Raw genomic sequence first — 26,026 nt, forward strand, 5'->3', positions numbered from 1 at the left:
GCCCCGGACCCACGAAACCGTTTCCCCCGGACCCCCGGGAAATCCCGCCCGGGACGGCCGTCCCGCTGCCTGCGCGGCGGCCCCGGGCGAGGGCCGTCAGGGGGCGGATTCCGCCCGGGTGGGGGCGATGGAGAGTTCCGCGGTGATGTCCGCGGGGCGGCGCCAGCCGCGTTCGCCACGGGCCAGGAGCCAGGCCGTCGCCTCCTGCGGGGGCATCGCGGCGGCGACCAGCCAGCCCTGGACGGCGTCGCAGCCGAGGTCGCGCAGGCGCTCCCACGTCTCGTCGTCCTCCACGCCCTCGGCGACCACGAGCAGGCCCAGGGAGTGGGCGAGGTCCACCGTGCAGCGGACGATCTCCGCGTCCTGGGTGTCCACGGCCAGCCGGGCCACGAACGAGCGGTCGATCTTCAGCTCGCTCACCGGCAGCCGGCGCAGGTGCACGAGGGAGGAGTAGCCCGTGCCGAAGTCGTCCAGCGACATCTTGACGCCGTGGCCCGTCAGGCCCGCCATCGTGTCCGCCGCCCGCTGCGGGTCCTCCAGCAGGACGTGTTCCGTTATCTCCAGCTGGAGACCGCTCGCCGGGACGCCGTGCCGGGCCAGCCGTGCGGCCACCGCCCCGGCGAAGCCCGGGGTGTGGACGTCGCGCGGCGAGACGTTGACGGCCACCGGGACCTTCAGGCCCTGGGCGCGCCAGCGGGCCGCCTGCGCCAGGGCGGTCTCCAGGACGTACTCGGTGAGGTGCGGCATCAGGCCGGAGGTCTCGGCGATCGCGATGAACTCGTCCGGCGAGACCCGCCCCCGCTCCGGGTGGACCCACCGTACGAGGGCTTCGAGGCCGGCCACCTGCCCGTCGAAGCGGACCTTGGGCTGGTAGTGCAGTTCCACCTCGCCGGCGTCCAGGGCTCTGCGCAGGTCGCCGAGGAGGCCGAGCCGGTCGGGGGTGTTGCTGTCCCGCTTGGACTCGTACACCTCCACGCCCGTGCGGTCCCGCTTCGCCTGGTACATGGCCACGTCGGCGCGCCGCAGCAGCCCCTCCGCGTCCAGGGCGTGGTCGGGGAAGACGGCGAGGCCGGCGCTGGCCTCCAGGACGAGCGTGAGCCCGTCCAGGTCGAGGGGGGAGCTGAGCTCGGCGACCAGGTGGCGGGCGACCCGCTGGGCGCTGGTGGTGGAGTCGGTGGTGGGCAGCAGGACCGCGAACTCGTCGCCTCCGAGGCGGGCGGCCTCCGCGTCCTCCGGGAGGGCCTGTTGCAGCCGGTCGGCGATCTGGAGCAGCAGCCGGTCCCCCGCCAGGTGGCCCAGGGTGTCGTTGACCGCGCGGAAGCGGTCCAGGTCGATCAGCACAAGGGCTGACCGGGTGCCCAAACGTTCAGCCTCGTCCAGGGCGCTCCAGGCCCGCTCCAGCAGCCACTGCCGGTTCGGCAGCCCGGTCAGCGGATCGCGCAGCTGCTCCTCGGCGCGGGCGCGGGCGATCCACAGGGTGGAGTCCAGGGCGATCAGCGGTACGGCGAACAGCGGCAGCAGCACCGGCTGCGTCACGGCGACCACGCAGATCAGCGGGGCGATGCCGAGCAGCGCGACGGCGACTAAGGCGTGCCGGAGCAGGGCCGCCCGGTCGAGGCCGGGCCGTCCGCCGCGCGGGGCGAGGGCGGCCCACAGCAGGGTCCGGGTGACCACCAGGTAGGCCACGGCGACGAGGATGAGTTCGGGGGCGGCGTCCAGCCCCCAGCCGGTCGGCGTCCACGGCGTCTCGACGGTCGGGACGTGCCCGAACGCGGCGAGGACGAGCGCCCCCGCGCCGATGCCGAGGATGTCGGCGCAGCCGTGCAGCAGCCCCTGCCGCCAGCGGTGCCGGCGCGCGGCCCCGACCAGGGAGACCACCGCGAGCGAGACGAGCGCGGCCGGCACCCACCCGTAGAGGACGAGCACGCCGAGGGTGAGCGCCGCGCCCGAGCCGGTGCCGCCCCACCAGCGGTCGCGGCCCAGCGCGACCAGGTGCCCGACGATGACACCGGTGAGCAGGGCGAGTGCCCAGCCGACCGGTCCGCCGGGGAACAGGGCATGACGATCGGTCAGCGCGGACGCGATGCCGGCGACGAGCACCACGACGGCCAGGCCCACGACGAGGAAGGGCAGCACCGTGCGCTGCCGTGCTCCGCCGGGGCCCGCTCCGCCGTCGAGCGGATGGGTGTCCGGTGTCCTGGCACCCAGGACCCCGGGCCGGCCCGTCCGCATGGACGGGATCTCCCCGCCGAAATCAGGTGACGGGTCGGCGCTTTCGGTGGGTTTCATGCCCGTCCCTCTCACAGCCGGGGATGCCGATGTCACGCGATGGCCCCGATGTCATGCCATCACGGCTGGAATACCCATCACGCAGCCGCGCACGACAGGCGCACCCCTCAACAGTAGGACGCGAGAGGCTCCCAGGGGCAGCGGTCGGCGGCGGTTGCCCGAATGCGACCCAGCCATCCTCATCAGTACGGTATCCGCCGAACGGGTGAGCCGGGACCAGGACCCCCGGGTCACCCATCCGATGATCCGACAGCTCACCGCCCTGCGAACAGCCTTGTACCAGCCGTTTGCCCCCCGCTGTCGCGCCTGGCGTGCGCCCGCCCGTCCGGCCGCACGCCACGCATCCATTCGCCCGGAGCGCCTGTCGGGACGAGTCCCTCCAGGGGTATTACTCCGCTTCGGGGGCGCCGTCCACCACGAGCGCCGCCTCGCGCGCCGCGTCCGGGCCCTGCTCCAGCAGCACCGCGAAGCCCGCGTCGTCGAGGATGGGCAGCTTCAACTGGACGGCCTTGTCGTACTTGGAGCCCGGGTTGTCGCCGACCACGACGAAGGAGGTCTTCTTGGAGACGGAGCCGGTCACCTTGGCGCCCCGGCTCTGCAGGGCGTCCTTCGCACCGTCGCGGGTGTGGCTCTGCAGGGTGCCGGTCACGACGACCGTCAGGCCCTCCAGGGGGCGCGGCCCCGCCTCCTCGGCGGAACCTTCCTCCTCCAACCGGACTCCGGCGGCCCGCCACTTGCGCAGGATCTCCTGGTGCCAGTCGACGGCGAACCATTCCTTGACGGCCGCCGCGATGATCGGTCCGACGCCCTCGGTCGCGGCCAGTTCCTCCTCGGTGGCCGCCTCGATCCGCTCGATGGAACGGAACTCGCGCGCCAGGGTCTCCGCCGCCACGGGTCCCACGTGCCGGATCGACAGGCCGTTGATGAACCGGGCCAGCGGGCGCTCCTTGGCGGCCCGGATGTTCTCCAGCATGGCCAGGGCGTTCTTCTTCGGCTCGCCCTTCTGGTTGGCGAAGACCGTGACGATCTTCTCCTCGCCGGTCTTCGGGTCGCGCTTGGGCAGTCCGCTGTCGGCGTCCAGAACGTACGCCTTGATGGGGAGCAGCTGTTCCATCGTGAGGCCGAAGAGGTCGCCCTCGTCGCGCATCGGCGGCTCGGCCGGCTCCAGCGGGTTGGTGAGGGCGGCCGCGGCCACCGCACCGAAGTTCTCGATGTCCAGGCACTGGCGGCCGGCCAGGTAGAAGAGCCGCTCGCGCAACTGGGCTGGACACGTCTGCCCGTTGGGGCAGCGCAGGTCGATGTCGCCCTCCTTCATCGGCCGCAGGGCGGTCCCGCACTCGGGGCAGTCGGCCGGCATCACGAACTCCCGCTCGGTGCCGTCGCGCAGGTCCACCACCGGGCCGAGGATCTCCGGAATCACATCGCCGGCCTTGCGCAGCACGACGGTGTCCCCGATCAGCACGCCCTTGGCCTTGACGACCTCCTGGTTGTGCAGGGTCGCGAACTCGACCTCGGACCCGGCCACCGTGACCGGCTCCACCTGCGCGTACGGGGTCACGCGCCCGGTCCGGCCGACGCCGACCTTGATGTCGACCAGCTTGGTGTTGACCTCTTCCGGGGCGTACTTCCAGGCGATGGCCCACCGCGGCGCCCGCGCGGTGGAGCCGAGGCGGCCCTGGAGCGGGATCTCGTCGAGCTTGACGACCACGCCGTCGATCTCGTGCTCCACGGAGTGCCGGTTCTCGCCGAAGTACGCGATGAACTCCTTGACCTCCGCGAGCGAGGAGACCACCTTGTTGTGCCGGGCCGTCGGCAGGCCCCACTCGCGCAGCAGCCCGTACGCGTGCGAGAGCTTGTCGATCTCGAAGCCCTCGCGCGCGCCGATGCCGTGCACCACCATGTGCAGCGGGCGCGTGGCGGTGACCTTCGGGTCCTTCTGGCGCAGGGACCCTGCCGCCGCGTTGCGCGGGTTGGCGAAGGGCTTCTCACCGGCCTCGACCAGCCGCGCGTTGAGCGCCTCGAACTTCTCCATCGGGAAGAAGACCTCGCCGCGGATCTCCACCAGCTCCGGGATCCGGTCGCCCTTGAGGCGGTCCGGGATCTCCGCGATGGTGCGGACGTTGGGCGTGATGTCCTCGCCGGTGCGGCCGTCGCCGCGGGTGGCGGCGCGGGTCAGCCGGCCCCTCTCGTAGGTGAGGTTGACGGCGAGGCCGTCCACCTTGAGCTCGCACAGGAAGTGGACGTCGGGCGTGTTGACGTCCCGCGCCACCCGGTCGGCCCAGGCCGTCAGCTCCTCGTCGTCGAAGGCGTTGTCGAGGGAGAGCATGCGCTCGCGGTGCTGGACGGAGGCGAAGTCCGTCTCGTACGCCCCGGCCACCTTCTGGGTGGGCGAGTCGGGCGTGCGCAGCTCCGGATACTGGTCCTCCAGCGCCTCCAGCGAGCGCAGCAGCTGGTCGAACTCGGCGTCGCTGACGACCGGCTGGTCGTTCACGTAGTACCGGAAGCGGTGCTCCTCGACCTGCTCGGCCAGCAGCGCGTGCTGCTCACGCACCGCCGCCGGTGCCGCCGTGCCGTCGCCGGCCTGCTTCTGTTCGGCTGCCATGCCGTGTCCTCCCGTGGCCCGTCTCGTCCGTCACTCAGGGTTGTCGGCGAGCGACCTCGCCGCCCTGACGCAGTGCGCCTGCACCGCGCGGGCATAGGCGGGCGAAGCGCCCGCCAGACCGCACGACGGGGTGACCACCACGGACTCGGCGAGAGTCCCCGGGGACAGCCCCAGCCTGCGCCAAAGCTTCCTGACACCCATGACGCTACCGCCCGGGTCCGACAACGGGGTGTCGGTGCCCGGCACCACTCCGGCGAAGAGCTTCGCCCCGCCTTCGACGGCTTCCCCGATGGCGTCGTCCTCGCGCTCGGTGAGCAAGGAGAAATCGAACGACACGCCTGCCGCGCCGGCCCGGCGGAGCAGGCCGAAGGGGACCTCGGGGGCGCAGGAGTGCACGATCACCTCCCCTTCGTGGACGGCGAACAGGTCGCGCAGCGCGCCCTCGACGACCTGGCGGTCCACGGCCCGGTAGGTGCGGTAGCCGCTGGCGGAGCGGACCCGGCCCTGGAGGACGGCGGTGAGCGAGGGCTCGTCGAACTGGAGGACGATCTCGGCGCCCGGAATACGCCTGCGGACGTCGGCCAGGTGTCCGCGCAGGCCCTCGGCGAGCGAGGCGGCCAGGTCCCGGCAGGCCCCGGCGTCCTGGAGGACGGCCTCGCCGCCGTGCAGTTCCAGGGCGGCGGCCAGGGTCCACGGCCCGACCGCCTGGACCTTGAGCCTGCCCTCGTAGCCCTGGGTGAACTCCTCCAGGGCGTCCAGGTCCTCGCCGAGCCAGGACCGGGCGCGCCGGGTGTCGCGGCCGGGGCGGTCGCTGATCCGCCAGCCGCTGGGCTCGACGTGCGCGTACAGCTCGACGAGCAGGCCGAGCGAGCGGCCGATCATGTCCGCGCCGGGCCCGCGGGCCGGCAGCTCGGGCAGGTACGGGAACTCCTCGAAGGATCCGGTGACCGTCTTGGCGGCTTCGCGGGCGTCACCGCCGGGCAGGGACCCGACTCCGGTGGCGTTCGCGCTCATCGGCCCGGCCTCACGCTCAGGTCGTTGACCTCGGCGTCGCGGGGCAGGTCGACGGCCATGACGATGGTGGTCGCCACGGACTCGGGGTCGATCCAGGCGGCGGGGTCGTACTCCTTGCCCTCCTGGGAGTGCACCTTGGCCTGCATGGGGCTGGCGGTACGGCCCGGGTAGACGGAGGTGACCCGGATGCCGTTGGCCTTCTCCTCGGCGCGCAGGGAGTCGGCGAGGGCCTTGAGGCCGTGCTTGGAGGCGGCGTAGGCACTCCAGTCGGCGTGGGCGGTCAGGCCGGCGCCTGAGTTCACGAAGACGACGGTGGCCTTGGAGGCCCGCAGAGTGGGCAGCAGCAGCCGGGTGACCTCGGCGGGGGCGATCAGGTTGACGTTGAGCTGCTGGTGCCAGGTCTTGGGGCGCAGCTCACCGACGGGGCCGAGGTCCACGATGCCGGCGACGTGGAGGAGGGAGTCGATCCGCTCGGGGACGGCCTGCTTGGAGAAGGCCCAGGACAGCCGGTCGGGGTCCGCGAGGTCCCCGACGAGGGTACGGGAGCCGGGGTAGCGCTCGACGAGCTGCTTGGCGCGGGCGGCGTCGCGGGCCAGGAGGACGAGGTCGTCGCCGCGGGCGTGCAGGCGGGTGGCGACGGCGGCGCCGATGCCGGAGCCGGCGCCGGTGATCAGGTGAGTAGGCATGGGGTCATGCTCGCAGGTGCCGGTGGGCCCGGTCCCCGGGCCGGGTGGGCTCGGCCTGGCGGCCGGGGCTTTCCGGGAGCTCGGATCCGGATACGCCCGTGCATGCGGGGCTTCGGAGGCTCGGTGGTGTTGGGCGGGAGCGTGTCGTGGCGGGGTGGGGCCACTCCGGAAGTTCGTCTCGCCTCGCGGATCCCGGCCGCATCAGGAACGGATTCGGCGGTGACCGCTCGTCCGCGACTCACCACCGCAGTGTCCCCACCCCGCCTGCAGAGCCCAGGAGGCCCTCCTGGGCGTCGGTCGCGTTCAGAGGTTGGCGGCCCTGCGGAGGGTGGCGGCCGTCTTCGCCGCGTCGTAGTCGGTGGGGACGCCCTCGACGAGGAGGACGTCGCCCGGGATGTGGCGGGTGCGCAGCGGGAGGATCTCCTGGTAGGCGGGTGAGGCGTACCAGGCTCGGGCCCGCTCGATGTCCGGGAAGGCGATGATCACCAGGTCCCCGGGGAAGGCGCCCTCCAGGACCTCGACCTTGGCTCCGTGGACGAGGAACCGGCCCTCGAAGGGGTCCATGGTCGACTGGATCTCCTCGATGTAGCGGAGGATGTCCTCGTTCATGGTCTCGGGACGGATGTGGCCGATGGCGTACGCGGTCATGGTCGTCTCCCCTGTCAACCGGCCCGGTGTTCCGTGCCGTTGAGCCAATGCTGTCAGGGAGCCGCCCCGGTGGCGATTACCTCCGGGGTCACGGCGGAGGCGGCCGGGCCGTGCGGCTGGAAGGTGCGGCGGTAGGCGATCGGGGAGACGCCGAGCGCCGTCCGCATGTGCTGGCGCAGCGAGTTGGCCGATCCGAAGCCCGCCCGGTGTGCGACCAGGTCCACCGGGAGGTCGCTGGACTCCAGCAACTGGCGGGCCACTTCGAGGCGTTGGCCGGTGAGCCACTGCACCGGCGTCATGCCGACCTCGTCCCGGAAGCGGCGCGTGAAGGTGCGCAGGCTCATCCGCGCGTGGTCGGCCAGCTCGGCCAGGGTGAGGGGCTCGCCGAGCCGCTGCTGCGCCCAGGCGCGGGTGGCGGTGGTGGTGGCGACGGTGGGGGCGGGGACGGGCCGGTCGATGTACTGGGCCTGGCCGCCGTCGCGCCAGGGCGGGACGACGCACATCCGGGCGGCCCGGTTGGTGACGGTGGTTCCGTGGTCCCGGCGGATCAGGTGCAGGCACAGGTCCACCCCGGCGGCGACCCCGGCGGAGGTCAGGACGTCGCCGTCGTCCACGAACAGCACGTCCTCGTCCACCAGGACGCGCGGGTAGGCGCGGCGGAACTCGGGGGCGAGGTTCCAGTGCGTGGTGGCAGGGCGGCCGTCGAGGAGGCCGGCCGCGGCCAGGACGTAGGAGCCGGTGCAGATGGAGACCAGGCGGGTGCCCGGGCGGATCCCGGCGATGGCGGCGGTGACCTCGGGGGGCAGCGGTCCGCCGCGGGCCAGCTCGGGCATGGCGTGGGTGGGCGGGACGATCACGGTGTCGGCGGCGGCGAGGGCTTCCGGGCCCGCGGCGGGCTGGACGGTGAAACCGGCGTCGCTGAGCACGGGGCGGCCGTCGGCGGTGCAGACGGTGACCTCGTACAGGGCCTGCCCGGCCTCGTCCACGGCGCTGCCGAAGACGCGGGAGGGAATGCCCAGCTCGAAGGGGGGAACACCGGGCAGCGCAAGCACCGCGACCCGGTGGGTACGCCGGCCGGCCGCGGCCTCCGCTGTCGTCTTCGGTGCGCTCTCCATGGCCAGATCCTGTCACACCCTGGCCATCCGGCCAATACCACGGAGTTCTGCGATGCCCGAGTGTGGGACGTGTCGCCGGGGGAGGACCCGGTATCGGACGGAATCCCATGGAACGAGGAAACAGACATGCGTGCGATCGTCGTGAACGGATGGGGCGGACCCGAGACCCTGGTGGAGCGGGAGATCGACCGCCCAGAGCCGGGCCTGAACGAGATCCTGGTACGCGTCCACGCGGCCGGCGTGAACCCCGTCGACTGGAAGACCCGGGCCAGCGGCGGCCTGATCGCCTGGGGCGAGACCCCGATCGTGGGTTGGGACGTCTCCGGCACCGTCGAGGCGGTCGGCCCGGGCGTGACCCTCTACGCCCCCGGTGACGAGGTGTACGGAATGCCGAGCTTCCCGCGGCAGGCGGGCGGCTACGCCGAATACGTGGTGGGTCCGGCCCGGCACTTCGCCCGCAAGCCCGCCTCTCTCGACCACGCGCAGGCGGCCGCGCTGCCGCTGGCGGCATTGACCGCCTGGCAGGCGCTGGTGGACACGGCCCGGGTCACCGCCGGCCAGCGCGTGCTGGTGCACGCCGCGGCCGGCGGGGTCGGCCACCTGGCGGTGCAGATCGCGAAGGCGCGCGGCGCGTACGTCATCGGCACCGCGAGCGCGGCCAAGCACGAGCTGCTGCGCGGACTGGGCGCCGACGAGGTGATCGACTACCGCACCACCGACTTCGCCGAGGCGGTGTCCGACGTGGACGTGGTGATCGACTCGCTCGGCGGGGGCAACGGGCAGCACTCACTGAAGGTGCTCAGGCCCGGCGGGCACCTGGTGACGCTGCCCTCCCCGGACGACGTACCGGACGGGGCGGACGGCGTGCACACCGGCTGGACGCTGGTGGAGCCCGACTACCGGGGCCTGGTGGAGATCGCGGCGCTGGTCGAGGAGGGGCGGCTGCGCCCCGTCATCGACACGGTGCTGCCGCTGGCGCAGGCCGCGCAGGCCCACGAGCTCGGCGAGCGCGGCCGGACCACCGGCAAGATCGTCCTGACGGTGGCCTGATCCCGCGGGGTCAGACGGCGGCGGCCGCCCGGGTGGTCGTGGCGATCGTGGCGGAGCCGACCACGCGGGTGCCGTCGTAGAGCACGATCGCCTGGCCGGGCGCCACGCCGCGGACCGGCTCGGTGAAGGAGACGCGCAGCTCGCCGTCCACGAGCTCGGCGAAGACCTCGGTCTCGCCGCCGTGTGCGCGCAGCTGCGCGGTGTACGTGCCCGGGGCGGCGGGCGCGGAGCCGCACCAGCGGGGGCGGATCGCGGTGAGGGCGCTCACGTCGAGGGCCTCGGCAGGGCCGACGGTGACGGTGTTGTTCACCGGGGAGATGTCGAGGACGTAACGCGGCTTGCCGTCGGGGGCGGGGTGGCCGATCCGCAGGCCCTTGCGCTGGCCGATGGTGAAGCCGAAGGCGCCGTCGTGGGTGCCGACCTTCGCCCCGGCCTCGTCGACGATGTCGCCCTCGGCCTTGCCGAGGCGGTTCGCCAGGAAGCCCTGCGTGTCGCCGTCGGCGATGAAGCAGATGTCGTGGCTGTCGGGCTTCTTCGCCACGGCCAGCCCGCGGCGCTCGGCCTCGGCGCGGATCTCGTCCTTCGTGGTGAGGGTGTCGCCGAGCGGGAAGAGGGCGTGGGCGAGCTGCTTCTCGTCGAGGACGCCGAGGACGTACGACTGGTCCTTGGCCATGTCGGAGGCGCGGTGCAGCTCGCGGGAGCCGTCCGCGTTCTCGACGACGGTGGCGTAGTGGCCGGTGCAGACGGCGTCGAAGCCGAGGGCGAGGGCCTTGTCGAGCAGCGCCGCGAACTTGATCTTCTCGTTGCAGCGCAGGCAGGGGTTCGGGGTGCGCCCGGCCTCGTACTCGGAGATGAAGTCCTCGACGACGTCCTCGCGGAAGCGCTCGGCGAGGTCCCAGACGTAGAAGGGGATGCCGATGACGTCGGCGGCGCGGCGGGCGTCGCGGGAGTCCTCGATGGTGCAGCAGCCGCGGGCTCCGGTCCGGAAGGACTGCGGGTTCGCGGAGAGCGCCAGGTGGACGCCGGTCACGTCGTGCCCGGCTTCGACCGCGCGGGCGGCGGCGACGGCGGAGTCCACGCCGCCGGACATGGCGGCCAGGACGCGAAGGGGGCGGGCGGTGCGCGGCAGGTTCTCAGTCATAGCACCGTCCAGGGTACGGGGGAACCGGGACGGGTCACAGCGCGTTGTCGGGTGCGGGGGGTGGATCACATGGGGAACAAGGGCAGGACCCGCAGGGCGGTGCTGTTCGGGGGTCTCGGAGTCTTCACGGTGGCGGCGGTCGCCGGGCGGGACGAGATCGGCCGCGCCTGGTGGCTGCTGCCGGGTGTGGGCAAGCCGCGCCAGGAGGGCGCGCTGGACCACGCGGGCGCGAGCTGGACGGCGGCCTCGCCGGCGAATTGGCGACTGGCGGACCGGCCCGACGACTACCGGGTGGACCGGATCGTCGTGCATGTCACACAGGGCAGCTTCGCGTCCTCGGTGGATGCCTTCAAGAACCCGTGGCACCGGGCCTCGGCCCATTACATCGTGCGCCAGGACGGGCATGTGGAGCAGATGGTGCGCGAGCTGGACGTGGCCTTCCACTCGGGGAACCGCTCGATGAACGAGCGCAGCGTCGGCATAGAGCACGAGGGCTATGTGGACCGCCCGCAGGACTTCACGGACGCGATGTACGCGGCCTCGGCCCGGCTGGCCGCCGATGTCTGCCGCCGGTACGGCATACCGGTGGACCGCCGGCACATCCTGGGGCACGCGGAGGTCCCGGGCGCCGACCACACCGATCCGGGGCCGCACTGGGACTGGGACCGGTACCTCGGCCTGGTGCGCTCGCTCATGGCCGCCTGAGGCGGGCGGGACTGCGGGGTGCAGGGACCCGGCTTAGGCTGATCGGGGACGGGGTTTCGTCGGAGGTGAGGCGATGTCCGGGTTGCGGGGCGCGGCGCTGGGCCTGGCCGCCGGGGCGCTCGGTGGACTGCTGACGGGATTCGCGGCCCCCCAGGGGAACGGCGTCGAGGACGACAGCGCCCAGGTGATCGTCCAGAAGGCGCGGAAGGCGCTGGACGAGGCGCAGTCCCTCCGGATGCAGGCGCGGGTCGAGGACGCGGCGGGAACGACGACCCTGGACCTCCGCTTCGACGTGGACGGCAACTGCACCGGCGCCGTCGGGCTGCCCGGGAACGGCGGCCACGCGGACATCGTCAAGCGGGGGGAGGACGTGTGGCTGAAACCCGACGCAAAGTTCTTCCAGTCCCAGATCCCGGGTGCCGGCGGCAAGGACGCGGCCGAGCTGATCAACGGCCGCTGGATCCACGGCAGCACCCGCAACGCCCTGCTGCACGAGTTCAGCGAGGTCTGCGATCTGTCCGGGTTCCAGCGCAAGTACGCATCGCGACCGGCCTCCGAGAGCCTTGCGAAGGGCGGGAAAACCACCGTGGGTGGCGCGGAGGCGATCACCGTCACCAGCCGCTCCGAGGACGAGTCGAGCACGTACTACGTCGCCACCGAGGGCAAGCCCCGGCTGCTGCGGGTCGAGGGACGGCAGGACGGCCAGAAGGGGAAGGCCGACTTCTCCGACTACGACAAGCCGGTGCCCGCCGGCACCCCGCGGCCGGGTGAATCCGTCGACCTCTCCCAGCTCCAGTAGCCGCTCCGGCCGCGGCACCGCGGCCCCTCAGGGACTCATACCAGGCCGGCCGTACGGGCGCGCGCGACGGCCGGGCCGATCGCGGCGGCCACGGCCGCGACGTCCTCCTTGGTGGAGGTGTGTCCGAGCGAGAACCGCAGGGTTCCGCGGGCCAGGTCCGGGTCGGTGCCGGTGGCCAGCAGGACGTGGCTGGGCTGGGCCACACCCGCGGTGCAGGCGGAGCCGGTGGAGCACTCGATGCCCTGGGCGTCGAGCAGGAGCAGCAGGGAGTCGCCCTCGCAGCCGGGGAAGCTGAAGTGGGCGTTGGCGGGCAGCCGGTCGACCGGGTCCCCGCCGAGGACGGCGTCCGGCACCGCCGCGCGCACGGCGGTGACCAGTTCGTCGCGCAGGGCGCCGATCTCGGCGGCGAACCGCTCACGCCGCTCGGCGGCGAGGACGGCGGCGACTGCGAAGGCCGCGACGGCGGGCACGTCGAGGGTCCCGGAGCGTACGTGCCGCTCCTGGCCGCCACCGTGCAGGACGGGGACGGGGCTCTGGTCGCGGCCGAGCAGCAGCGCGCCGATGCCGTACGGGCCGCCGATCTTGTGGCCGCTGACGGTCATGGCGGCGAGCCCGCTGTCGCCGAAGCGGACGTCGAGCTGCCCGACGGCCTGGACGGCGTCGGAGTGCAGGGGGATCCCGAACTCGGCGGCCACCGCGGCGAGTTCGTGCACCGGCATGACGGTGCCGATCTCGTTGTTGGCCCACATGACGGTGGCCAGCGCCACGTCGTCGGGGTTGCGTTCGACGGCTTCGCGCAGGGCCTCGGGGTGCACCCGCCCGTACCGGTCGACCGGCAGGTACTCGACCCGGGCTCCCTCGTGCTCGGCGAGCCAATGCACCGCGTCGAGGACGGCGTGGTGCTCGACGGGGCTGGCGAGCACCCGGGTCCGGGCGGGGTCGGCGCCGCGGCGGGCCCAGTAGAGGCCCTTGACGGCGAGGTTGTCGGCCTCCGTGCCGCCGGCGGTGAAGACCACCTCGCTCGGCCGAGCCCCGAGCGCCTCGGCGAGGGCCTCGCGGGCCTCCTCGACGGTACGGCGGGCGCGGCGGCCGGCGGCGTGCAGGGAGGAGGCGTTGCCCGTGGCGGCGAACTGCGCGGTCATCGCCGCGGCGGCCTCCGGGAGCATCGGGGTGGTGGCTGCGTGGTCGAGGTAGGCCATGATCCCCCGATTCTACGAGCCCCGGCCCCCGGACCGTACGCCGGTGCGACGGGGCCGGCGTACGGCCCGGGGACGCGCAGTGCGGGGCTAGCGCGGGGCGCGGGCCAGTTGGCGGGACTGGGCCACCAGGCGGTCCGCCGAGTCCCAGACCTCGGCGTCCTCCTCCAGGAAGCCCCCGGCCAGGTTCCGCGTGGTGATCGCGATGCGCAGCGGGCCCGGCGCCGGCCGCTGGCGGATGTGCGTGGTGAGCTCCACGGTCGGGCTCCAGCCGATCAGGCCCAGGTCGAAGCAGGTCGGCGGGAGCGCGTCCACCGCCAGCAGCAGCGAGAACGGGTCCGCGTCGCGGCCGTCGGCCAGTTCGAACCAGGCCCGCATCTCACCCTTGCCGGACGGCGCGCCGAGCGCCCAGCCCGCCGTGGCCGGGTCCAGCCGCAGCCTGAGCCGGTCCACGATCGCGTTGCTGCCGGGGATCGGGGCCGGGCCGGCCTCCGGGCCGAGGCAGTCCTCGTAGGGCGGCATCTGCGGCGGCACGGCGGTGGTGCGGACGTCGTCCGGGAGGGCGGCGAGGTCGCCGTAGGAGGCGAGGACGCGGATGCGCTCGACCTCGGCGCCGTTCTCGTCGTACTGGAAGAGGGAGGCCTGGCCGGTGGAGAGGGTGCGCCCCACGCGGACGACCTCGGTGCGGACCACGGCGGGGCCGGGCACCGAGGAGGTCAGGTAGTGGGCGGAGACGGTGAACGGGTCCGGGTGCGGCAGGGCCGCCGACAGGGCCCGGCCGACCAGGGCCAGCAGGTAGCCGCCGTTGACGGCGCTGATGATGGTCCATCCGGCGGAGAGCTCCGCGTCGTACACCCCGGGCTCGTCCGCGCGTGCGGTGAGGGTGGTGTCGCGGTCGAACTCGCTGTCGCCGATGGAGGCCTGGGCCGCTGCGTAAGACATGGAACGACCCTACAACGGCAAGCTACTAAGCGGTAGCTTTTACTACGGCTCTTCGGCCACTGCGGAACGGCGGTTCCAGGCCAGCGGGGCCCGCCAGTGGAAGCGCATGGCGAGGAGGCGCAGCACGAAGGTGGTGACGATCGCCAGGGCGGTGGTCAGGGCGTTCAGGACGTCGAAGCCGATGAAGACGGCCACCATGGAGGAGCCGACGGTGGCGGGGACGGCGTACATCTCGCGGTCCCGCAGCAGCCGGGGCACTTCGCCCGCGAGGACGTCGCGCAGGACGCCGCCGCCGACGGCCGTGGCCAGGCCGAGCGCGGCGGAGGCGGTGAGGCCGAGGCCGAACTCGTAGGCCTTGGTGGTGCCGGTCACGCAGAACAGGCCGAGGCCGGCGGCGTCGAAGACGTTGATGGCGGTGTTGATCCGCTGGACCTCGGGGTGCAGGAAGAAGACGATCGCGGCGGCGATCAGCGGGGTGACGAAGAAGCTGAGTTCGCCGAAGGCGGCGGGCGGGACGGCGCCGATGACGAGGTCGCGGAAGAGGCCGCCGCCGAGGGCGGTGACCAGGGCGAGGACGGCGATGCCGAAGACGTCGAAGTTCTTGCGGACGGCGAGCAGGGCGCCCGCCGTGGCGAAGACGAAGATGCCCGCGAGGTCCAGGGCGTGCTGGATGCCGGGCGGGAAGAGATCGTGGAGCACGGCCCCATTGTGCCGCTCGCCTGGCCGGCGGCCTTACAGAGCCGGGCCGCTGCCGGCCCGGCGGCCCGGCGCTCCCTCGGCCGGGAGCCGTCCGCGGCTGCCGGCTCACGCCGACCCGGCGCCCGGGGGCACCCGGTCAACGGGCGCGGCGGGCGCCCCGGCGGGCACGGCTTGGCTGCTGCGCGCCCGCGGCCGCGCCGCGAGGCCCGGCCTCTCCGCGCCCGAACGGCCACCCCAGCACGCAGCGGGCCGGCCAAACCCGGCACCCGCAGGCTGGGCCGGGGCCACCCGCGGTCGGCAGGCATGCCCGACGCCCCGGCGGGCACGCGTGGCTGCTCCGTGCCCGAACGGCCACCGCGGCGCCCGGGCCCGCGAGGCACCCGGCCGGGCGGGACGCACGGCGGGGCCAGGCGCGCAGCCTGGGGTGCGCGGACCCCGCCGGGCGCGGCGCGGGGGAAAAGTGAGCCGGTGGCCCGGGGGCGACCGCTACTCGGCCCGGGTCACCGGCTGGCTTCGGGGTTACTCCGAGACCACCGCCACCACGTCCGCCGCGCCCGGCAGGGCGGGGTCGCCCGGGGCCTGGTCGGGGGCGTTCTCCGGGTGGTGGCAGGCCACCTGGTGGCCGGTCACCGGCGCCGCCAGCGGCGGCTCCTGCGTCGTGCAGATCTGCGTGGCCTTCCAGCACCGCGTGTGGAAGCGGCAGCCGGAGGGAGGGGAGATGGGGGACGGGACGTCACCCTTGAGCAGGATCCGCCCGCTCTTCGCCCCGCGCCTGCGCGGGTCCGGCACCGGCACGGCCGACAGCAGCGCCTTGGTGTACGGGTGCATCGGGCTCTCGTACAGCGACTTGCGGTCGGTCAGCTCCACGATCTTGCCGAGGTACATCACCGCGATCCGGTCGGACACGTGCCGGATGACCGACAGGTCGTGCGCGATGATCACGTACGTGAGGCCGAGTTCCTCCTGGAGGTCGTCCAGCAGGTTGACCACCTGGGCCTGGATCGACACGTCCAGCGCCGAGACCGGCTCGTCCGCGACCACCAGCTTCGGCTTCAGGGCCAGCGCCCGGGCGATGCCGATGCGCTGGCGCTGGCCACCCGAGAACTCGTGCGGGTAGCGGTTGTAGTGCTCCGGGTTGAGGCCCACCAGGGAGAGGAGGCGCTGCACCTCCGCCTTGAGCCCGCCCTCCGGCTCCACGCCCTGGAGCTTGAAGGGGGCGCTCACGATGGTGCCCACGGTGTGCCGCGGGTTCAGCGAGCCGTACGGGTCCTGGAAGATCATCTGCACGTCGCGGCGCAGCGGACGCATCCCGGCGACCCCGAGGTGCGTGATGTCGCGCCCCTCGAACTCGACCGTGCCGCCCGTCGGCTCCAGCAGGCGCGTGATCAGCCGGCCCATGGTCGACTTGCCGCAGCCGGACTCGCCGACCACGCCCAGCGTCTCACCGCGCCGGACGTCGAAGTCGATGCCGTCCACGGCCTTGACGGCCCCGACCTGCCGGCGCAGCAGCCCCTTGTTGATGGGGAAGTGCTTGACCAGGCCGGTCACCTTCAGCAGCGGCTCCGCTTCGGAGGCGGAGTCCTTCGCGGGGACGGGGTCCTTCTTCATGTCGGTCACAGCTTCGGCGCAATCTCTTCGGTCCAGATCCGGGTCCGCTCCTCCTGCGACATGTGGCAGGCGGACCAGTGCCGGCTGTCGTCCTCGGTGAGCTCGGGCCGCTGGGTGCGGGTGATGCCGCCCTTGGGGACGTCGGCGTAGGGGCAGCGGGGGTTGAAGGCGCAGCCGCTCGGGATGTTGATGAGGCTGGGCGGGGAGCCCTTGACCGGGATCAGGCGCTCGGTCTGGTCGCGGTCGATGCGCGGCATGGAGCCGAGCAGGCCCCAGGTGTAGGGGTGGCGGGGCTCGTAGAAGACCTTCTCCGCCGTGCCGCGCTCCACGCACCGGCCGCCGTACATCACGAGGATGTCGTCAGCCATCTCGGCGACCACGCCGAGGTCGTGCGTGATCATGATGACCGCGGAGCCGAACTCCTTCTGCAGATCGCGGATCAGGTCGAGGATCTGCGCCTGGACGGTGACGTCCAAGGCGGTGGTCGGCTCGTCCGCGATGAGCAGTTCGGGGTTGTTGACGAGCGCCATCGCGATCATCGCGCGCTGGCGCATACCGCCGGAGAACTCGTGGGGGTACGCGTCCACGCGCCGGTGGGGCTCGGGGATGCCGACCCGGTCGAGCATCTCGACCGCCCGGGTGCGGGCGGTCTTCTTGTCGACGCCCTGGTGGGTGCGGTACGCCTCGATGATCTGCTTGCCGACCGAGTAGTACGGGTGCATCGCGGACAGCGGGTCCTGGAAGACCATCGCCATCTTGCGGCCGCGCAGCTTGCGTACGTGGTCCGCGTCGGCCCGGACGAGGTCCTCCCCGTCGAGGACGACCTGGCCCGAGATGTGCGGGCGGCTGCGCGCGTTGCCGGTGCGGTGCAGACCCATGATGGCCAGCGAGGTCACCGACTTGCCGGAGCCGGACTCGCCCACGATGCCGAGCGTCTTGCCGCGCTCCAGGTCGAAGGAGAGCCCGTCGACGGACTTGACCAGGCCGTCGTCGGTCGGGAAGTGCACCTTGAGGTCGCGCACCGACAGGAAGGCGCCGTCGCGGGGGCCGGCCTGCTCGGGGACGAACGCGGGCCCGTCCTCGGGGGTCGCACCGGAGCCGGGGCCGGCGGTGCCGGAAGAAGAGGAAGGGGTCTCGGTCACGTCAGCCTCACGCGCGGGTCGATGACGGCGTACAGCATGTCCACGATCAGGTTGGCCATCACCACGAACAGCGCGGCGAGCAGGGTGACACCCATGATCACGGGGAGGTCGCCCTGGCCGATGGCGGCGACGGCCGCCGTCCCCAGACCCTGGAAGTTGAAGGTCGTCTCGGTGAGCACAGCACCGCCGAGGAGTCCGCCGAGGTCCAGGCCGAACATCGTGACGATCGGGGTGAGGGTGGAGCGCAGGGCGTGCTTGCGGATGACCACGCCCTCCTTGAGTCCCTTGGCGCGGGCGGTGCGGATGTAGTCCTCGCCGAGCACTTCCAGCATCGTGGCGCGGGTGATGCGGGCGTAGGTGGCGGCGAAGAGGAAGGCCAGGGTCACCCAGGGCAGGATCATGGAGTTGAGCCAGGCCACCGGGTCTTCGGTGAGGGGTTTGTAGTTGGAGACGTCCAGCCAGCCGAGGCTGTAGACGAAGATCGCGGGGGCCACCATGCCGGTGAAGAAGATCGGCAGGGAGACGCCGGCGAGTGCGCCGACCATCACCGTGCGGTCGATGGCGGTCCGGCGTTTGAGGGCGGAGACGACGCCGGTGGCCACACCTGCGAGTACCCAGATGACCGCCGCGCCGAGGGCGAGGGACAGGGTGACCGGCATGCGGTCGACCATGGTCTCCCAGACGGGCGCCTCGGTCTTGAAGGAGTAGCCGAAGCAGGGCGCCGCGCAGTGCGTGACATCGGTGCCGCCGTCGTAGTCGCGGCCGGCGAAGATGCCCTTGACGAAGGTCAGGTACTGCTCGGAGATGGGCTTGTCGAAGCCCATCTTGACGCGGATGCCCGCCAGGGCGGTCTCGTTGGTCTCGCGGCCGGCGTACATGAGCGCGGGATCACTGCCGGTCAGCTTCGGGACCGCGAAGAAGATGCCGAAGGTGACCACGGAGACCACCAGCAGCGTGGCGGCGACGTTGAAAAGCCGCCGTATGAGGTAGACGAGCACTGCAGTCGGCCGCCCGGGGCGGGCGGCTGCCGTCCCTCGTGGGGACGACAGCCGCCGCCTGCGGCCTTCACCTGCCCTTCGGACTAGCGCATGTGCGGTGAAGGCACTTACTTACTTGCCTGCTGAGCTTGACTTTCGGTTACTTGGCAGCGATGCCCACGGTGGCAAGGTCGATCTTGCCCATGGAGTCGTTGAAGTAGACGTTGGTCAGGCGCGGGTTGTGGTAGACGAAGGCCTTGTCGAAGTTGATCGGCAGGTAGAGCGCCTTCTCCATGACCTTCTGGTTGATCTGGGTGTAGAACGGCGCGGCTTCTTCCGGCGTCTTGGCGGCCGCGGCCGTCTTGAACAGCTGGTTGATCTCCGGGTCGTTGATCATCGTGTAGTTGTTGTTGCCGTTGGGCTGGATGAACGAGCCGTCGACCAGCGGCTGCAGGAAGCCCGAGCCGGAGTTGTAGTCGGCACCCCAGCCCATGACGATGATTCCGTAGTTCTTCTTCTTCACGTTCTCGGGCGAACCGATCGTGGAGGAGGAGAGCTTGCCGTCGTACTGGTCGATGGTGACCTTGATGCCGACCTTGGCGAGGGACGCCTGCAGGGACTCGGCGGTCTTGACCTCGGGGGCGCGGTTGTTGCGCACCGCGATGGTGGTCTCGAAGCCGTCCGGCTTGCCACAGGCCTTGAGGGCCTCCTTGGCCTTGGCCTCCTGCGGCTCGCCCTTCGTCAGGTTGTACGGGTCGTAGCTCTTGTCGGCACCGGGGATGCCGGGCGGCAGCATGTTGGCGCCGAGGTCACCGCTGGTCGGGCCGCCGCGGGCGGTCTGCAGGGACTTCGGGTCGGCCGCGTAGATGACGGCCTTGCGGCACTCGATGTTGTCGAAGGGCGCGACCGTCGTCGGGAAGGCGAAGTAGCGGATGTAGCCCGTGAACGGGTTGTCCGCGTTCTTCTTGAGGTTCTCGTCCTTGAGGACCTTGTTCTTGCCGGCCTGCTGCATGCCCGTGCCGTCGATGGCGAGGTCGATGTCGCCCGACAGCAGACGCGCGTCCATGTCGTCCGGGTTGGTGGTCACCGTGAAGGAGACCTTGTCCGGCAGACCCTTGCGGATCGTGTCGGTCTTCGGGTCCCAGTTCTCGTTGCGGACGAAGGTGGCGCCCTTGCTCGCGGTGAAGCTCTCCACCTTGTACGGGCCGGTGGAGACCGGCTTGTTGGTGTAGGTGGCGCCCGTGTCCTTGGCCGCCGGGACCGGCGAGGAGGACGGCATGGCCAGCAGGTAGCTGAAGTCGGAGTTGGCGCTCGCCAGGTTGAAGACGATCGTCTTGTCGTCCGGCGTCTCGACGGACTTCAGGCCCATCTTGTTGGGGTCGGTGTCCTTGTAGGGGCCGGGGTACTTCTGGCCCTGGTCGAGGATGTCGATCAGGTACGTGGGACCGCCGGACAGCACGTCCTGCGCGAAGACGCGCTCGATGCCGTACTTGATGTCCTTCGAGGTGATCGGCGAGCCGTCCTCGAACTTCACGCCGTCCTTGAGCTTGAGGGTGTACGTCTTGCCCTCGTTGCTCAGCACCGGCAGGGCCTCGGCGAGGTCCGGGACGAGCTTGCTGCCGTCCTTGCCCGGCTTGCTGTCGTAGGCGAGCAGCTGGCGCACGTAGAGGCGCTGGATGTCCCACACGAAGCCGTAGTAGGCACGCGCCGGGTCGAGGTAGTCGACGTCCTGCGGCGACCAGAGCTTGAGCTCACCGCCCTTGGCGTCCGAGGGGTTCACGAAGCCGGTGGTGGCCGCGTTGAAGGCGGCGGCGCCGTTGCCCTTGCCCTCGTCCTTCTTGTCGCCGTCCTTGCCACCGCACGCGGCGGTCAGGGACAGGGCGGCGATCACTGCGGTGATCGCGAGTGCCTGCTTTCTGCGGATCACGGTTGTCCAACCTCCATTGGTGGGTGAATCGGTGAAGCGGTTCAGCTGCCCTTGGGGTCGAGTGCGTCACGCAGCCCGTCCCCGAAGAGGTTGAACGCCAGGACGGTGATGAAGATCGTGATACCGGGGACCACCATGTATGTGGGGTCGTCCTGGTAGATGGGGACGGCGTCGGAGAGCATCTTTCCCCAGGAGGCGGTGGGCGGCTTGACGCCTGCGCCGAGGAAGCTGAGGGCCGCCTCCGTCAGGATGTTGGTCGGGATGATCAGCGTCGAGTAGACGAGGATCGGTGCGACCAGGTTGGGCAGCAGCTCCTTGACCAGGATGTAGCCGCGGCCGGCCCCGAGGCTGCGGGCGGCCTCGACGTACTCGCGTTCACGCAGGGAGATCGTCTGGCCCCGGACGATACGGCCGATGTACGGCCAGCCGAAGAAGCCGATGACGACGATCAGCACGCCCATCCGGACGCCCGAACCCTCGAATCCCCACAGGGAGTTGGGGACGACGGAGACCAGGGCGATGGTGAACAGCAGTTGCGGGAAGGCCAGCAGCAGGTCCATCGTGCGGCTGATGACTGCGTCGACCCAGCCGCCGAGGAACCCGGCGAGCGCGCCGAGCAGGCTGCCGATGACGACGGAGACGAAGGCCGCCAGGAAGGCGACGACCAGCGAGATGCGGGCGCCGAAGACGATCCGGCTGAACACGTCGCGTCCGTTGGTCGGTTCGACGCCCAGCAGGAAGTCGGAGCTCATGCCGCCGAAGGAGCCGAGCGGCGTGCCGAGGTCCGGGTCGATCAGGTCCTCGTGGAACTCGTTGGGCGGATGGCCCAGCAGGCTCACGATCTGCGGGGCGAAGACCGCCACCAGGATCAGGAAGATCACGATCACGCCGCCGGTCAGCGCGACCTTGTCGCGCTTGAGCCGCATCCAGGCGATGCGGCCGGGCGAGCGGCCTTCGATGGCCTTGGCAGGGACGTCGGCTACGGACACGGGTGCGGGCGATTCCGCGCTCGTGTCATGCAGTGGTGCCGTCATCGTGGTGGGGACCCCTCTCGGCCGACGGGTGTGCCGGCCCATGCCCGCCGCTGTGGCGGCGTTGGTGCGGAGTGGCGCTCGGAGTGCGTGGTGATACGCAGTACGCGTGCTGAGGTGCAGGAATGGCAGATGGTGCGGTACGCGGTGCTGTGCAGGTGCTGCCTGGGCAGCCGTGCAGGAAGACGAGCGAAGTGCAGGTGCCGAACCGCGTCTTGGAGGACTGACCGGCTCTTGGGTGGGGAGTCTTCATCGGGCCCGCGATCAGCCGCCAGACCCGCAGACCAATGGATGCGTAACCGTGATGTGAGGGTCGGGTTCCCGTTATCCGGACTTCGCTCTCGCCTCAGCGGAGCAAGCCCGTCTGTTCGGTACGCAATCGGACATGGCACCCAACTCGCCGGACTCGCATGCCTTTTGGGCCCACATCCACGGCGAAATCCGGACAAGGCGAAGGCCGCAGGGAACGGTGGTTCCCTGCGGCCTCGGGTGGCGCCCTGTCCGGATGTCTCAGGGTCCGGGCAGCCCCGGTCAGTAGGCCGGAGCGTGGCCCTCCCGGTCGTAGAAGGGGCGGGTCTGGGCCCGCAGCCACATCGCGACGGGGTCGTGCTCGTCCGCCAGCGCCACCGTGCACACCGGTACGCCGTCGGGGACGGCGCCGACGGACTGGCGCATCATCTCCCGTACGGATTCCAGCGCGGGCGCGGAGGCGTCGTACAGGTCGAGCCCCACCGCCAGGTACGGGGAGCCCAGCGCGGGCTGCACCCACGCGCGGCGCAGCGAGCGCACGGCGGGCGTGCGGTGCGCGTGCTGGGTCAGCAGCCCGTAGAACTGCGGGAGCTCCAGGGTGGGCTCGGAGAGCCGCAGCGGGCCCGCCGGCATCCGGTCCAGCCCGGTGGCGATGCGGCGCAGATCGGCCCAGGGGATGCCGAGGCCGCCGCCCTGGGCGTGCGGGTTCAGCCACAGGCCCCAGCGGTCCGGGTAGAGGGCGCGGGCGATGTCCCGGCCGGTGACCACCTCGTAGCCCCGGTTCCAGCCGCTGGCGGCCAGCTCCTGGGGGGAGGTGGCGCAGGGCGCGTATCCGAGGCCCTCGATCTCCATGCCGCCGTACTGGGCGTCGGGGGAGCCCGGCTGCCCCTGCCACAGCAGCATCCACAGCCGGCCCTCGGCCAGGGCGTGCAGGAGCGACTCGTAGCCCTCATAGCGCCCGGGAGTCACCTGGCGCATCATGTGCTCGACCTGCCCGGCCGCGGCCGTGCCTGACGCACTCACCCGGTACCCCTCTTCGTCCGCTTCGTCCGCGCGAGCGCACGGCATACACCCGTATCGGCCACCAGCTTAAGCGGCCCTACGGGAGGTAGAAGGGGCGTACGCGCTCACAAATGAAGTCGACCACCGGGTCCTCGGCGGCGTCCAGCAGGATCAACTGCACGGGCCAGGGCGGCGGAACGCGGGTCAGGGCCCGGCCGAGGGCCTCCAGCGGGGCATTTCGCATCTCGGCCTCCCATCCCACCAGTCGGACACCGATGTACAGCTCCGGGGCCCCGCCCTCGACGCTGGCGAGGCAGCGGTGGGCGGCGGCGACCACCCCGGTGGCGCGGAACTCCTCCGCGGCGGCGGACAGGAAGTCCACCGGGTCCTCCTGCCAGTCCGGTTCGTACAGCCGCACCCGCCCGCCGCCGGCCGGGCCGTCGAGCGGGGTGCGCCCGGTGCGGCAGAGCTCGGCGACGGCCGGGGGCGGCAGCGGCACGCCGACGGCCCCGCCGGGGTTCACGGCGATGCCGAGCTGTGGGGGCAGCCCGCGCGCGAACTCGACGGCGGGGGCCACGGCGAAGTCCAGCGCGGGGCCGGCGCAGGCGCGCAGCTGGCCCTCCGAGCTGTAGACGGGGACGAACGCGGCACCGCCGATGTCCATGGTGGGCAGGGTCAGACCGGGCCCGTCCGGGCTCCCGCCGGCGGGCAGCGGCACCCAGACCCGGCTGCGCCCGAGCACCTCGACGATCCGCGCACCGGCGTCCGCCTGCCCCAGCGCCGCCCCGAGCACCTGCTCCAGCTCGTTCTCCGGCCAGCCGCCGCCGTGCATCTACGCCTCCGCTGTTTCGCCCAAGGTCTGCCCGCCCGAGATTAACGGCTCGGCGTGGACGGCTCGGGGCGCACCCCTGTCCCGGGGCTCCCCCGCCCGGAACGCCCCCGATCACTGCCCGCGGAAGGCGATCCGGGTCACCCGGGAGGCCGCCGGGCGGTCCAGCAGCACCACCGAGGCGCAGCCCGCCGGCAGCCGCCCCGACTCGGCGGCGCGCAGCAGGCGGGCGGCCGCCCCCCGGTGCCGGGCGAAGGCGTACGCCGACACGCCGCGGCCCCGGGCCGCCTGCCCGGACAGGGCCTCCTGGGGGGTGGTGTCCAGCAGCAGCAGGTGCAGGGCCCGGCCGCGGCGGCGCGCCACCGCCGCGAGCAGGGCCCGGACCCAGGCCTGGGTGCCGCAGTCGTGGACCACCGCGGAGGCTCCGGAGCGGAGCGTGCGCCACAGCCCCCAGTAGTGCGCGGCGCGGACCAGCGGCCGGTACACGGCGTACGGCAGGGCCCCGGGCATCCGCTGCTCCCAGCGCTCGCGGACGTCCTGCGAGTCGATGCCGCGGCCCTGCGCGGCCCGTCGGATCAGCGTGCTCTTGCCGCCTCCGGGCAGGCCGGAGACCACGACGATGTCCCCCTCCGCGAAGCCGAGCCAGCGCGGGCCCCGCGTCCCGCGTCCGCGCAGGTCGCGTACCGGAAGGACCTCCTCGGCGCGGCTGCGCTGGGCCGGCACCCCGTCCACGGTCCCGGTCGTCGCCGCCAGCAGTCCGAATCTCCGCACGGTGACCGCCTCCCCCCGATCCGGGTCCTCACGACCCCATGCCCACTGAATGTAAAGAGACGGTAATCCGGCGGCGGCGGTTCCGGCCGGGCCATCTCACGTCCGCACGTTCTTGCGGGCCCACCCGCCCGATCACCCCCGGGGCGTGCAATGATGTGCGCCATCTGGACCAACTGCATACCGGCCGCTTGAATCCGCGCGGGAGAGTCCCGGCAGGCCTACAGGCCGTGTCCGGGCGCCGAAGGAGCAAGTTCCTCCCTTGAATCTCTCAGGCCCCGTACCGCGTGGATGAGGCAGATCTGAAAAGCGAGCAGCGCCGCCGTCCGCCGTGACGGAACCGGCGCACGCTCCACCCAAGGTGCAAGTCGACGCATCCCGGCCGGGCCGGGACCTTTCGGCGAACCTCTCAGGTTCCGATGACAGATGGGGAGGACCGTCCTCGTCATGTCATGCCCTGGGACCCGGGAGCCACACCCATGAGCAACGCCCCCCGCCTGACCGCCCTCGATGCGCTGCACCGTTCGCTCGGTGCGACCATGACCGATTTCGCGGGCTGGGACATGCCCCTGCGGTACGGCAGTGAGCGCGACGAGCACAACGCCGTCCGCACCAAGGCCGGCCTGTTCGACCTGTCCCACATGGGCGAGATCACGCTGACCGGCCCGGAGGCCGTCAAGGCCCTGGACTACGCGCTGGTCGGCAACATCTCCACCGTCGGCGTCGGCCGCGCCCGCTACACGCACATCTGCCAGGAGGACGGCGGGATCGTCGACGACCTGATCGTCTACCGCCTCGCGGAGACCGAGTACATGGTCGTCGCGAACGCCTCCAACGCCCAGGTCGTGCTGGACGCCCTGACCGAGCGCGCCGCCGGCTTCGACGCCGAGGTCCGCGACGACCGCGACGCGTACGCGCTGATCGCCGTGCAGGGCCCGGAGTCCCCCGGCATCCTCGCCTCCCTCACCGACGCCGACCTGGACGGGCTGAAGTACTACGCCGGCCTGCCGGGCACGGTCGCGGGCGTGCCCGCGCTGATCGCGCGTACGGGCTACACCGGCGAGGACGGTTTCGAGCTGTTCGTCGCCCCCGAGCACGCCGTGGAGCTGTGGCAGGCGCTGACCAAGGCCGGCGAGGGCGCCGGCCTGGTCCCGGCCGGCCTCTCCTGCCGCGACACCCTGCGCCTGGAGGCGGGCATGCCGCTGTACGGGCACGAGCTGACCACCGCCCTGACCCCCTTCGACGCGGGGCTGGGCCGGGTCGTGAAGTTCGAGAAGGAGGGCGACTTCGTGGGCCGCGCCGCCCTGGAGGCCGCCGCCGAGCGCGCCGCCACGAACCCGCCGCGCAAGCTGGTCGGCCTGGTGGCCGAGGGCCGCCGCGTCCCGCGTGCCGGCTTCCCCGTCGTGGCCGACGGCCAGGTCATCGGCGAGGTCACCTCGGGCGCCCCGTCCCCGACGCTGGGCAAGCCGATCGCGATGGCGTACGTGGACGCGGCCCACGCCGCGCCCGGCACCTCCGGCGTCGGCGTGGACATTCGCGGTACGCATGAGCCGTACGAGGTCGTGGCCCTGCCGTTCTACAAGCGGCAGAAGTAACGCTCCGTACCC

At 72.2% G+C, this 26,026-nt stretch carries 22 protein-coding genes and 1 riboswitch; of the genes, 4 read left to right on the plus strand and 18 right to left on the minus strand.

Features of this window, described 5'->3' with window-relative positions:
• Positions 1-96: 96 nt before the first annotated feature.
• The 6 genes from AC0666_RS00270 to AC0666_RS00295 form a co-directional block, all read right to left on the minus strand.
• Positions 97-2,289, minus strand: coding sequence for a putative bifunctional diguanylate cyclase/phosphodiesterase (locus tag AC0666_RS00270; RefSeq protein ID WP_468963385.1), 2,193 nt, complete (start codon positions 2,287-2,289; stop codon positions 97-99).
• A gap of 388 nt (positions 2,290-2,677) precedes the next feature.
• On the minus strand, positions 2,678-4,891 hold the full coding sequence (gene ligA / locus AC0666_RS00275) for an NAD-dependent DNA ligase LigA (RefSeq protein WP_468963384.1): 2,214 nt from the start codon (positions 4,889-4,891) through the stop codon (positions 2,678-2,680).
• A 30-nt stretch (positions 4,892-4,921) separates the two neighbouring features.
• The gene (locus AC0666_RS00280; protein ID WP_468963383.1) at positions 4,922-5,905 is read right to left on the minus strand and encodes a methionine synthase; all 984 of its coding nucleotides are present in this window, start codon (positions 5,903-5,905) and stop codon (positions 4,922-4,924) included.
• Complete coding sequence (locus AC0666_RS00285; RefSeq protein WP_468581298.1) at positions 5,902-6,591, minus strand: SDR family oxidoreductase; 690 nt, start codon at positions 6,589-6,591, stop codon at positions 5,902-5,904. The genes AC0666_RS00280 and AC0666_RS00285 overlap by 4 nt, the downstream gene beginning before the upstream one ends.
• A 303-nt stretch (positions 6,592-6,894) precedes the next feature.
• On the minus strand, positions 6,895-7,239 hold the full coding sequence (locus AC0666_RS00290; RefSeq protein WP_468581300.1) for a DUF1330 domain-containing protein: 345 nt from the start codon (positions 7,237-7,239) through the stop codon (positions 6,895-6,897).
• 53 nt (positions 7,240-7,292) lie between these two features.
• Positions 7,293-8,354, minus strand: coding sequence for a GlxA family transcriptional regulator (locus tag AC0666_RS00295; protein ID WP_468963381.1), 1,062 nt, complete (start codon positions 8,352-8,354; stop codon positions 7,293-7,295).
• Between the two features lie 126 nt (positions 8,355-8,480).
• Between AC0666_RS00295 and AC0666_RS00300 the strand changes: the two genes are divergently transcribed.
• Positions 8,481-9,404: an NADP-dependent oxidoreductase gene (locus AC0666_RS00300; protein WP_468963380.1), complete on the plus strand. Its 924-nt coding sequence runs from the start codon at positions 8,481-8,483 to the stop codon at positions 9,402-9,404.
• 10 nt (positions 9,405-9,414) lie between these two features.
• On the opposite strand, the gene mnmA is transcribed toward AC0666_RS00300, so the two are convergent.
• On the minus strand, positions 9,415-10,545 hold the full coding sequence (mnmA, locus tag AC0666_RS00305) for a tRNA 2-thiouridine(34) synthase MnmA (protein WP_478706841.1): 1,131 nt from the start codon (positions 10,543-10,545) through the stop codon (positions 9,415-9,417).
• 69 nt (positions 10,546-10,614) lie between these two features.
• On the opposite strand from mnmA, the gene AC0666_RS00310 reads away from it, so the two are divergent.
• Positions 10,615-11,250 (plus strand): N-acetylmuramoyl-L-alanine amidase, encoded by a 636-nt coding sequence (locus AC0666_RS00310; RefSeq protein WP_361717560.1) that lies wholly within the window; start codon positions 10,615-10,617, stop codon positions 11,248-11,250.
• 73 nt (positions 11,251-11,323) lie between these two features.
• Positions 11,324-12,049, plus strand: coding sequence for a hypothetical protein (locus tag AC0666_RS00315; protein ID WP_468963378.1), 726 nt, complete (start codon positions 11,324-11,326; stop codon positions 12,047-12,049).
• A 35-nt stretch (positions 12,050-12,084) separates the two neighbouring features.
• On the opposite strand, the gene AC0666_RS00320 is transcribed toward AC0666_RS00315, so the two are convergent.
• The 11 genes from AC0666_RS00320 to AC0666_RS00370 form a co-directional block, all read right to left on the minus strand.
• Complete coding sequence (locus tag AC0666_RS00320; protein ID WP_468963377.1) at positions 12,085-13,248, minus strand: cysteine desulfurase family protein; 1,164 nt, start codon at positions 13,246-13,248, stop codon at positions 12,085-12,087.
• 87 nt (positions 13,249-13,335) lie between these two features.
• The gene (locus AC0666_RS00325; protein ID WP_468581308.1) at positions 13,336-14,187 is read right to left on the minus strand and encodes a thioesterase family protein; all 852 of its coding nucleotides are present in this window, start codon (positions 14,185-14,187) and stop codon (positions 13,336-13,338) included.
• 42 nt (positions 14,188-14,229) lie between these two features.
• Positions 14,230-14,886 (minus strand): trimeric intracellular cation channel family protein, encoded by a 657-nt coding sequence (locus AC0666_RS00330; RefSeq protein ID WP_361717572.1) that lies wholly within the window; start codon positions 14,884-14,886, stop codon positions 14,230-14,232.
• A 519-nt stretch (positions 14,887-15,405) separates the two neighbouring features.
• Positions 15,406-16,494 carry an ABC transporter ATP-binding protein gene (locus AC0666_RS00335; protein WP_468963376.1) on the minus strand — a complete coding sequence of 363 codons (1,089 nt, stop codon included), beginning with the start codon at positions 16,492-16,494 and terminating at the stop codon, positions 15,406-15,408.
• 5 nt (positions 16,495-16,499) lie between these two features.
• The gene (locus tag AC0666_RS00340; protein WP_468963528.1) at positions 16,500-17,522 is read right to left on the minus strand and encodes an ABC transporter ATP-binding protein; all 1,023 of its coding nucleotides are present in this window, start codon (positions 17,520-17,522) and stop codon (positions 16,500-16,502) included.
• 110 nt (positions 17,523-17,632) lie between these two features.
• Positions 17,633-18,634, minus strand: a complete 1,002-nt coding sequence (locus AC0666_RS00345; RefSeq protein WP_468581310.1) for an ABC transporter permease — start codon at positions 18,632-18,634, stop codon at positions 17,633-17,635.
• A 139-nt stretch (positions 18,635-18,773) separates the two neighbouring features.
• Positions 18,774-20,540 carry an ABC transporter substrate-binding protein gene (locus AC0666_RS00350; RefSeq protein ID WP_468963375.1) on the minus strand — a complete coding sequence of 589 codons (1,767 nt, stop codon included), beginning with the start codon at positions 20,538-20,540 and terminating at the stop codon, positions 18,774-18,776.
• Between the two features lie 41 nt (positions 20,541-20,581).
• Entirely contained in the window at positions 20,582-21,574 is a 993-nt protein-coding gene (locus AC0666_RS00355) for an ABC transporter permease (protein WP_468963374.1), read from the minus strand.
• A 528-nt stretch (positions 21,575-22,102) separates the two neighbouring features.
• On the minus strand, positions 22,103-22,843 hold the full coding sequence (locus AC0666_RS00360; RefSeq protein WP_468963373.1) for an enhanced serine sensitivity protein SseB C-terminal domain-containing protein: 741 nt from the start codon (positions 22,841-22,843) through the stop codon (positions 22,103-22,105).
• Positions 22,844-22,919: 76 nt separating this feature from the next.
• Entirely contained in the window at positions 22,920-23,654 is a 735-nt protein-coding gene (locus tag AC0666_RS00365) for an enhanced serine sensitivity protein SseB (RefSeq protein WP_468963372.1), read from the minus strand.
• Between the two features lie 111 nt (positions 23,655-23,765).
• Complete coding sequence (locus AC0666_RS00370) at positions 23,766-24,422, minus strand: AAA family ATPase (protein WP_468963371.1); 657 nt, start codon at positions 24,420-24,422, stop codon at positions 23,766-23,768.
• A gap of 189 nt (positions 24,423-24,611) precedes the next feature.
• A riboswitch (glycine riboswitch) is annotated at positions 24,612-24,715 on the plus strand.
• Between the two features lie 183 nt (positions 24,716-24,898).
• Between AC0666_RS00370 and gcvT the strand changes: the two genes are divergently transcribed.
• The gene (gcvT, locus tag AC0666_RS00375; RefSeq protein WP_468963370.1) at positions 24,899-26,014 is read left to right on the plus strand and encodes a glycine cleavage system aminomethyltransferase GcvT; all 1,116 of its coding nucleotides are present in this window, start codon (positions 24,899-24,901) and stop codon (positions 26,012-26,014) included.
• The last annotated feature ends 12 nt before the right edge of the window (positions 26,015-26,026 follow it).

It is taken from the genome of Streptomyces sp. NPDC043680, from assembly GCF_056436685.1.